This window comes from Gemmatimonas sp., assembly GCF_036405635.1.
Lineage (GTDB): Bacteria > Gemmatimonadota > Gemmatimonadetes > Gemmatimonadales > Gemmatimonadaceae > Gemmatimonas.
The window spans coordinates 23,828-32,407 of record NZ_DASWXE010000223.1 but is presented as its reverse complement, the minus strand read 5'-3'; the positions used below and the strand labels follow the sequence as shown (position 1 = coordinate 32,407).

The window sequence follows — 8,580 nt, the reverse complement described above, 5'->3', positions numbered from 1 at the left end:
CTCACGTGCACGTACTTCTCACGCTGCCCATGCTCGCGCAACCGACGCACGCCTTCGAGCACGCGCGGGTCATTCGTGGTGACGGCACCACCCTCACCAACCGACCCGAGATTCTTGCCCGGATAGAACGAGAACGAACCGGCCACGCCCATCGTGCCGGCAGCCCGGCCACGATAGCGCGCGCCATGCGCTTGGGCCGCGTCTTCCACGATCCAGAGGTTGTGCTGGGTCGCCAGCGCCAACAGCGGATCCATGTCCGCCGTCTGGCCATAGAGATGCACCGGCACGATACCCATCGTGCGCGGCGTGATCGCGGCAGCCACCGCAGCCGGGTCGAGCGTCATCGTGATCGGATCGATGTCCACGAACACCGGACGACCACCCGCCTGCGAGATGGCCTCGGACGTGGCAATAAAGGTGTGCGACGCTGTGATGACTTCATCGCCTGGCTTGATGCCCAGCGACATGAAGATGAAACGCAGCGAATCCGTACCGTTGGCCACACCGATCGCGTGCTGCGTGCCCACATACGCGGCGAATTCGCGCTCGAAGCCTTCCACTTCCGGTCCACCTACGAAGGACGCCGAACGCAGGGCGCGACGGAATGCCGCGACAAACTCTTCTTCGCGGGCCCGATGCGGCTCGACGAGGTCGAGAAATGGAATCGGTGCGGCGTCGGCAACCAACGTGTCAGGCGTGGCAACAAGCGTAGCGGACATCAGGCGGCCCCTCGCAGCGTCGTCAGACCTGCGTGCTGGAGTTCACGGAGTGTATTGAGCTGGTGCTGCGCGGCCTCGAGGATGCGCACGACACGGAGACCGGCGCGACCGTCGCTGCGCGGCGTCTTGCCGTTGTGGATGCAATCCACGAGGTGTTCGACTTCCACCGCCAGTGCTTCACGGCCACTGAGCTGCGGCACGTGCATGTCACCCTGCCGGTAGCTCACGAACTGCTGATAGATCTCGCCCGGCGAGGCTTCCTTGGCGATCGACACGCCACGGTCATAGATGCGCACCTTTTCCGACGGCTCCACATCGTCATACACCATCATGCGCTGCGAACCACCAACGATGGTGCGGCGCACCTTGGCCGGTGCCAGCCAGTTCACATGCACGTGCGCCAGCACATTGCCCGGATACGTCACGGTGAGGTATGCGATGTTCTCCTGCGATCCGCCCGCATGTGTGGCGCCAAGGCAGTGCACCGAGACCGGGTCCTGACCGTCGAGCAGATAGTCGATGATGCTGAGATCGTGTGGCGCGAGATCCCAGATCACGTTCACATCACTCTGGAACAGCCCGAGGTTGATGCGCACACTGTCGATGTAGAACAGGTCTCCCATCGAACCATCGTGCAGGGTGTCGTACATCTTCTGCACGGCGCCCGTGTACACGAACGTATGGTCCACCGCGCACACGAGGCCCTGGCGTTCGGCCAGCGCAATCAGCTCTTCGGCATGCTCGGCGCTGGTCGTGAACGGCTTCATCACCAGCACATGCTTGCCGGCCAGCAGTGCGCGCTTGGCGAGCTGGTAGTGCGAAGCGGCCGGCGTGGCGATCACCACCAGGCGCACCCGCGGATCATCGATCACCGAACCCGGGTCATCGTTGGCCGCGGGGACGTGGAATTCACGGGCCACCGCTTCCGCGCGCTCGCGTCGCATGTCGGCCACGCGCTCCACGCGGCAACGCGGGTGACGGTTGAAGTTGCGGATGAGGTTGGGACCCCAGTAGCCGCAGCCGATGATGCCAACGCCGATGTCTGCCTGGTGATTGCTGGTCATGGGAAAGACCGGGTCGTGATACAAGGTGATGCTGCCGAGGAAGGCATGGCCTTCGATATCACGGGACTGAGAAGCAAAAAGTGAGCCAATCGTAAAGCGTTGATTTTCAATCGCTTACAATGACTCACCGAAGGCGTTTCTTGCTCCGTTTTCCCTTGGTCGGCAATTCGTGCCGGTGTTACGCCGCCGGTCTCTGCGGTTGAGCGGTCAGTCCAGCCGGGTGGGTCAGCCCTAGGGAGCGCCGGACGGTCTGCGCCAGCTGCGCGTGGCCGGCATCCGTCAGGTGGATGTGGTCGAGGAACCACGGGCCGGGCTCCAGGAATTCGGGGGCGGTGTTGGTATCCACGAACTGCACCCCGGCATTGGCGCAGGCGTCGGCCATCCACGCCGAGTACGCCGCGGCATGCCGCTGCAGCACTCCCGAAGCATGCACCGGTCGAAAGGCCCCGAGCTCCTGCACGAAGGCCTCGGCGAGGCGGGCCTCGTCCGGCAAGGGCGCTCGTCCAACGAAGTCGAGGTGGGGCTGCATGACAAACAGCACTTGGGCATCACGGGCGCAGGCGATAGCGCCCAGTGCCTGCAACTCGCGGGTGAGCATGCGGCAGGCCTCGTCCTGACCATAGGCGCCCGGTTCAAGCGCCCACTCACCATCACGCGTGAGGTCCGCGTCGCCGGCGTTCCAGAATGCCAGCGCACCGTGGGCGTCGTCGCGCGGCCACGACAGCGCGAAGATGAGGTCCAGCACTCCGCCCACGATCACCGCGGTGCCACCGGTCGGTAGCAGTCGGTCCACCATAAGGCGCTGCTGCACGAGGTTGGTGCCCTTCACCGAAGCGTTGAAGGCACTCACATCGCCGCGGGCGTTGAGCATGCTGGCCACATGCGACGCGTCGTCCTGCACGCCGACGCCCCAGCTGGAGCTGTTGCCAACGACCAGCATCTGCGGACGGGTCGTCGCCTCCCACGCATCGCGGCGAAGTGGTGCGCCGTCCTGCATGGTGACACGAAACCCTTCGGCATCGGTGCGCAGACCGGGCAGCACGACATCACGTGCTGTCATCGTCATGATGTACGGCGCCGACACGAGTGGCACCGAATAGCCGCGCAGCACATCGGCGCCATGGCGCGCGATGGTCAGCAGACGACGGTCGGCGTCGTCCAGCTCAAGGGCCGCATCGCCTGGGCACAGTCGCGCAATCTCCGTGAGCGCCGGCTCACGCAATTCGGCTTCCCACCAATGGGCGCGGAGGCGGCCAAGGGCCATGCGCAGGAACAGAGCGTCTGCAGCGCTGCTCATGGAGCGGGCCGTTGGCCTACCAGCCCTGCGGTGCGATGTGCACGCGCCGGGTGAACTGCTGGAAGAGGTCGTAGCCGTCCCACACATGATGAAACGCCAGCGCCTGACCGACCGGCACGAACCGGTCGATGCCGCGGCCATTGAAAACCCGTGCGGCCTGCATGATGTCTTCACGTGTCAGGCCAAACACTGTGAGCGTCTGGTCGCGGCGTGCGAGATGGGGGCCCAATGCCTCCAGCGAGGGCAGCACCACATCGTGGAAAAGACCGCCACCGGGTGCAACGCGTCGCAGGGCATCGAGTGCGCTCAGCCGCACCACCGTGACTTCGGGAGACACGGTCAGGATCTGCGTCGCACCTTCGTCGATGGCCGCGCGCGCGGCTTCAGTCATCTTGGCGAGCACGGTGCCGGCTTCACTGAATACACCACGCCGAGCTGCGGCGGCGACGACCCGCTGCCAGAAATCATCACGCACGCGGTCGGCCGCCTCGGCACTGCCGATCCACGCCACGAGGCGCGGCGAGGCGCAGGCGTTCTGGTCGAACCAGAAGGCATCGTTGGCAAATCGATCAGCGAGTGCATCACGCCCTGCATCATCGAGTGCCTCCACGGCCTGCGCATTCAATACCGACGCACTATAGCGATCGGGGAAGACGAGCTCCGTGGCATGCGCCGGCAACGGCAAGGCGCGCAGCGACGACACCGCCGCATCGCCGCCCCACAGCACCCGCACATCGCACAGTCCCGACAGCGCGGTGGTGAGCGCATCGTCATGCCCGTATCGCACGAACACCGCACCGGCAGCGACATCGGCGTGCGCGTCTTCCTGCAGCACATCCTCCACCACACTGGCCACCCGCGCGCCAATGCCACTCAGGCGCTGCGACAGGCGCACCACGTTGCGATTGCCCATCAGCAACGAGAGGATCCACGAATAGACGAACAGCGTGTCCACGTTGGACGGTGGCACGTGGAAGACCGTGCCGCGCGGCACCAGAATGGACTCACTGCCCTCCACCGTGCGCAGGTGCGTCTCCAGGCGGCGCGTTTCGGCCGGCCGCAACCAGAACGCGAGTGCCTGAACCGCCCCTTCACGCCGCAGGGCCAGATCGCTGGAAAGCGCCCGCGACAAAGCGTGTGTGAAGGCCAGCGTGCGCGCGTCGAAGGGCACGAGGGACGGTGCGGCTGCGAACTGCCGGGCGATCTGCTCCATGTCCACCGTCATCACGCGCCTGTCTGTGAGGCTGTCGTGGCGATCACGTCACTGCACCCACGCAACTCGGCGCGCGGCACACGCCCCAGCACCCGGAATCCCTTGCCGCGACGTGAAGCACCGGGTGCGTCCTCGTGGACGATGACACCACGGTCTTCAGTCAGGATGGAATGTCCCGGATAGCTGCGCGGCAACAGACTCACCACCTGAATGACACCCTCGGTGCCATGCGGTACCACTTCCAATGTGCGCGGATCGCGGATGATCACATCGGCAAAATCCGGCGGATAGAGCAACCCGTCCTCGCCCTCGAGGAACACGCCACCGATCTGCTCCACCATGCCATAGAAGTTGTGCACACGGGCGAGCCCGGTCTGTTCGTGCAAGCGCGTCTTGAACACCGCGTCGGAGACCGATCGCTCGATGAGCTTCTTCCAGCCGCCTGAGTGAACCAGGATGCCCTGCGACAGGTCGGCACTGCCGGCCGGCAGTTGCTCGACAAGCGCTTGCCATGCCAGAAACGTGAAGCCGAACATGAGGAACGGCGCATCGCCATGACGCTCGAGGAATCGCGCGATGACCTCCTGCTGCGGCACCAGTGCATCATCGAGCGCAAAGGCGTGTGCCGCGCCAAACGTCATCATGCCCAGCACGCCGGCGCCGCGGGCGCTCAGCGCCCCACGCCCCTTGATGATCGACGGCGTGTCGATGACCAGCATCGGCAGGCGCTTGGGCCCCAGCAGCGTGCCCATGATACTCGCCAGAGCGGTGCGTTGCTGCGCTGCGGCATCACGATCGAGCACGATGCGGCTCGGGCGCTGGCCCGTGGTGCCGCTCGAAACAAGCACGGTGGCGATGTCGGCGTCATCGATGCTTTGCAGCTGGTGGCTCTTGAACAACCCCACCGGCACCCACGGCACATCGGCCAGTGAGCCGATGCCGTTTCGCGCGTGCGGAAAGAGTGCATCGACAATGCGCGCGTATGCTTCGGACGCCTCACAATGATGTGCCGTGAGCGCTGCGAGGCCGTCACGCAACCGTTCGGCCTTGATGGTCTGCGCATGCGTGTACTGCGGCACGGTCAACAAGTCAGCCAATGCGGCTGCATGATGCGAGGAAGCGATCACAGCGTCCGCCGGAGTGCGGGGTAATCCACCTTGCCGGACGATGTGCGCGGCAGCGCGTCGATCGCCTTCACGACAATCGCACGCTGTTGCACCCGCAGTTGCGTCGAGAGCCGGTGCACGAGTGCGGTCACGGTTTCCTCGTCGTGTGCACCGGACGGCAGTACCGTGAACACGACGAGCTGGTTGTCACCCTCGATCACCGCTGTTGGCGTTTCGGTCGACAGCTGCCGTTCGATGGCATCGAGGTCGACACGCACGCCAAACAGCTTGCCGATGCGCTTCACGCGGCCGGTGATCGTGAGGCACCCGTCAGCATCCAGTCGACCAATGTCGCCCGTGCGCAGCATGCCGTGCTGGTCATCACCACGCGCCAGTTCGTCGCGCGTGGTGGCGTAGCCGAGCATGACATTGGGGCCATGGTACCAGACCTCGCCTTCGGTGCCGAAAGGCACGGGAGCATCGTCGGCGGCGGAGCCGTCGAGATGACGGATTTCGATGGTGCCACCAGGAATGGTGCATCCGGCGCTGCCAAGACGCGCCGGCAGCCATTCGTGGGGCATGATGGCGATGCGGGCGGTGGCTTCCGTCTGGCCGTACATCACGTGAAAGCGTCCACCGCGACCCTGCATGAACGTGTGCAGCCGTTGCACCGACTCGTCGCGCAGGCGCCCACCGGCCTGAGTCATCACGCGGATGCACGGCGGCACGGCACGCGCCACACCCAGGCGTTCGAGCATTTCGTACATGTATGGCACACCGGCCAGCGCGGTCACGTCATGCTGCTTGACGGCCTTCCAGAAGGCGCCGTCCATGAAGCTGCGATCCGTCACCACCAGCGATGCGCCCGCCGTGAGATGACTGGTCAGCAATGACAGGCCATAGGCGTAGTGCAGCGGCAGACACGTGATGGCCCGATCGGTGGGGCCGATATCCAGCGCCTTCGCGATACTGCGGGCGTTGGCCAATACCGCCTGTTCGGTGAGGCGCACCAGCTTGGGGCTGCCAGTGGAGCCCGACGTGGCCAGGCCCAGCGCCAATTCCGGATGTATGGTGGGCAGCGCGTGCTGATCGGCCAACGGCGTGCGCACCAGCGCTTCGGCGCCCGCCACTGGCACCGCATCCGCCAACACCGTGGCGTCCGACGATACCGTGAACATCGGCCGGTAAGTGTCATGCAGCGAGTCGCGCACCATCGCATCGAGCGACGCATCCACGAGCACCACCGCAAACCCCGCCGCGCGGAGCGACAGCAGCGCCACGATGGACGCGATATCGTTGCGCACCAGCAGGAACACCAGCGCGGGCACGATCAGTTGGCCGTTGTCGTGCGCCAGCTGCGTTTCGGTGAGCCAACCGTGACGAGCGGCCTCCACACGCGCGCGCAGCTCGCCGTAACGCAACGACACGCCGGTTTCGGCGTCGATGAGCGCGATCACGTCGTCAGGTGCCGCGCCGATCCAGGTCACGGGACGTACCCGCCGTCCACTGGAAGGACCACGCCAGTGATGTAGGATGCTGCGTCGCCCGCGAGGAAGCCGATAGCGCGCGCGACTTCCTCAGGGCGCCCGACACGCGCCATGGGTACGCGGGCACGAATGGCGTCCTGTTCCTCGGCCGTGTATGCGGCCACGAGGTCGGTGTCTATCCAGCCCGGCGCCACCGCGTTCACGCGAATACCCCACGGCGCGCATTCCGCAGCGGCCGTGCGCGTGGCCGCTTCGAGCGCTGCCTTGGAGGCTGCGTACGCCGTGCGCCCCGCCACACCGTGTGAGGCGAGCACCGACGACACGTTGATGATCGCGCCGTGTCGCGCCCGCTGCATGAGGCGCATCGCACTCTGCAGGCACAGGATGGCACCCGTGGTGTTCACGGCAAACGCCGAGTCGATGGCGGCACGATCGAGCGCGCCCAGGAGGCCGCTCGGCATCACTCCCGCATTGTTCACCAACACATCGAGACGCTTGGTGCGCGCGAAGATGGTGCGAAAGGCCTCGGCGATCGAAGCGGAATCCGCTGCATCGAGCGTGAGGGCGATCGCAGTTCCCGGTCCGATGGCTGACAGGCGCGATGCGGTCGCTTCACAGGCGCCCGCGTCACGACCAGCCACGAACACCGTCGCGCCATCGCGGACAAAATGCTCCGCGCTGGCGGCGCCGATGCCGCGTGTGGCTCCCGTCACGCACACCACCCGATCTGACATCAGAAGGCGATGCCGTGCTTACGGAGAATGTTGCGCGCCTCGGGAAAGCTGCTGAGGGCGAGCACTTCCTCGGTTTCAAGCATTACGTCGAAAGTGCCTTCGATGGCGACGATGAGCTGCATGTGCGCCACGGAATCCCAGGCCGGCGTCTCGCGGTAGGCGAGCGCTTCATGGTCGGCGTCGGGCGCCAGTTCGAGGGCAGTGGTGAACGCTTCGCGCAGGCGGGCGATCGCGTCGGTCTGGTCAGGAGAAGTCACGGAGGACATGAGTCAGGCAAGGGAGGGGAGACGGTGGCGTCAGCGCGCCAGTGTGATCGCGGAGTCGGCGGGGCTATTGGCGTTGCGCGTGGGCCGCTGGGCGCGACGCGCCCATGCGTCCACCACGGCACGCAGAGCGGCCGGCTGGTACTGATCGGCGCTCAGGCTCGAGAGGTAGTACTCGACGCCGCTGTTGTCATGCGAATGCGTGTGCACGAACCCGAGGCGGGTATTGATGCTCTGCATCACGCCGTTGTCGTGGCGTACGGAAGTCTCCACGCGCTGAATGCCAAACATGCCGAAGGCGATATCGAGCAGCAGCAACTCGGCTTCCAGCGTGTACGGTGCCTCACGCGATCGGGACTCGTCGATCACCAGACGGCCCTTCTCGGCGCGTGAGCGGTCTTCGGCAATACCATACAGCGCTGTTGCCCCCACGATCACACCATCCTTGCGCATGATGGTCCACTGCACGTCGTCGCGACGCGCGAGCACGCCGTCGAACCACCGCGTCTGCTTTTCCACGGTGAGGGGTTCCCGCTGGAGCAGGAAGTAGCTGGCCCGCTCGGTATTGCGCAGCGCGATGATTGCATCGTGGTGGTCGTGCGAGTAGGGCACGAGGTCCACGATCGATCCTTCAACGGGCATGTTGCGCAGGGCGAGCACCTGGTCGGCGACGCTGCGCATGGGATTCAGGTTCATG

9 protein-coding genes are annotated in these 8,580 nt (G+C 65.5%); all 9 read right to left on the bottom strand.

Annotated elements, in window-relative coordinates; all coding sequences use genetic code 11:
- Nucleotides 1–719: DegT/DnrJ/EryC1/StrS family aminotransferase (locus VGE27_RS17690; protein WP_331051006.1), on the bottom strand; the 719-nt coding region annotated here is incomplete at its 3' end.
- Nucleotides 719–1,783 (bottom strand): Gfo/Idh/MocA family oxidoreductase, encoded by a 1,065-nt coding sequence (locus tag VGE27_RS17685; protein ID WP_331051005.1) that lies wholly within the window; start codon nucleotides 1,781–1,783, stop codon nucleotides 719–721. The genes VGE27_RS17685 and VGE27_RS17690, both read right to left, overlap by 1 nt.
- A 178-nt stretch (nucleotides 1,784–1,961) precedes the next feature.
- On the bottom strand, nucleotides 1,962–3,080 hold the full coding sequence (locus VGE27_RS17680; protein WP_331051004.1) for a GDSL-type esterase/lipase family protein: 1,119 nt from the start codon (nucleotides 3,078–3,080) through the stop codon (nucleotides 1,962–1,964).
- Between the two features lie 16 nt (nucleotides 3,081–3,096).
- Nucleotides 3,097–4,305, bottom strand: coding sequence for an acyl-CoA reductase (locus tag VGE27_RS17675; protein ID WP_331051007.1), 1,209 nt, complete (start codon nucleotides 4,303–4,305; stop codon nucleotides 3,097–3,099).
- The gene (locus VGE27_RS17670) at nucleotides 4,305–5,420 is read right to left on the bottom strand and encodes an acyl-protein synthetase (protein ID WP_331051003.1); all 1,116 of its coding nucleotides are present in this window, start codon (nucleotides 5,418–5,420) and stop codon (nucleotides 4,305–4,307) included. The genes VGE27_RS17675 and VGE27_RS17670 overlap by 1 nt, the downstream gene beginning before the upstream one ends.
- Nucleotides 5,417–6,886 (bottom strand): AMP-binding protein, encoded by a 1,470-nt coding sequence (locus tag VGE27_RS17665; protein ID WP_331051002.1) that lies wholly within the window; start codon nucleotides 6,884–6,886, stop codon nucleotides 5,417–5,419. The genes VGE27_RS17670 and VGE27_RS17665 overlap by 4 nt, the downstream gene beginning before the upstream one ends.
- Complete coding sequence (locus VGE27_RS17660) at nucleotides 6,883–7,620, bottom strand: SDR family NAD(P)-dependent oxidoreductase (protein ID WP_331051001.1); 738 nt, start codon at nucleotides 7,618–7,620, stop codon at nucleotides 6,883–6,885. Before VGE27_RS17660 ends, VGE27_RS17665 begins: the two co-directional genes overlap by 4 nt.
- A complete protein-coding gene (locus tag VGE27_RS17655) occupies nucleotides 7,620–7,886 on the bottom strand; it encodes an acyl carrier protein (RefSeq protein ID WP_331051000.1) in 267 nt (88 codons plus the stop codon). Before VGE27_RS17655 ends, VGE27_RS17660 begins: the two co-directional genes overlap by 1 nt.
- A gap of 30 nt (nucleotides 7,887–7,916) precedes the next feature.
- The gene (locus tag VGE27_RS17650; RefSeq protein WP_331050999.1) at nucleotides 7,917–8,579 is read right to left on the bottom strand and encodes a GNAT family N-acetyltransferase; all 663 of its coding nucleotides are present in this window, start codon (nucleotides 8,577–8,579) and stop codon (nucleotides 7,917–7,919) included.
- Between the last annotated feature and the right edge of the window lies 1 nt (nucleotide 8,580).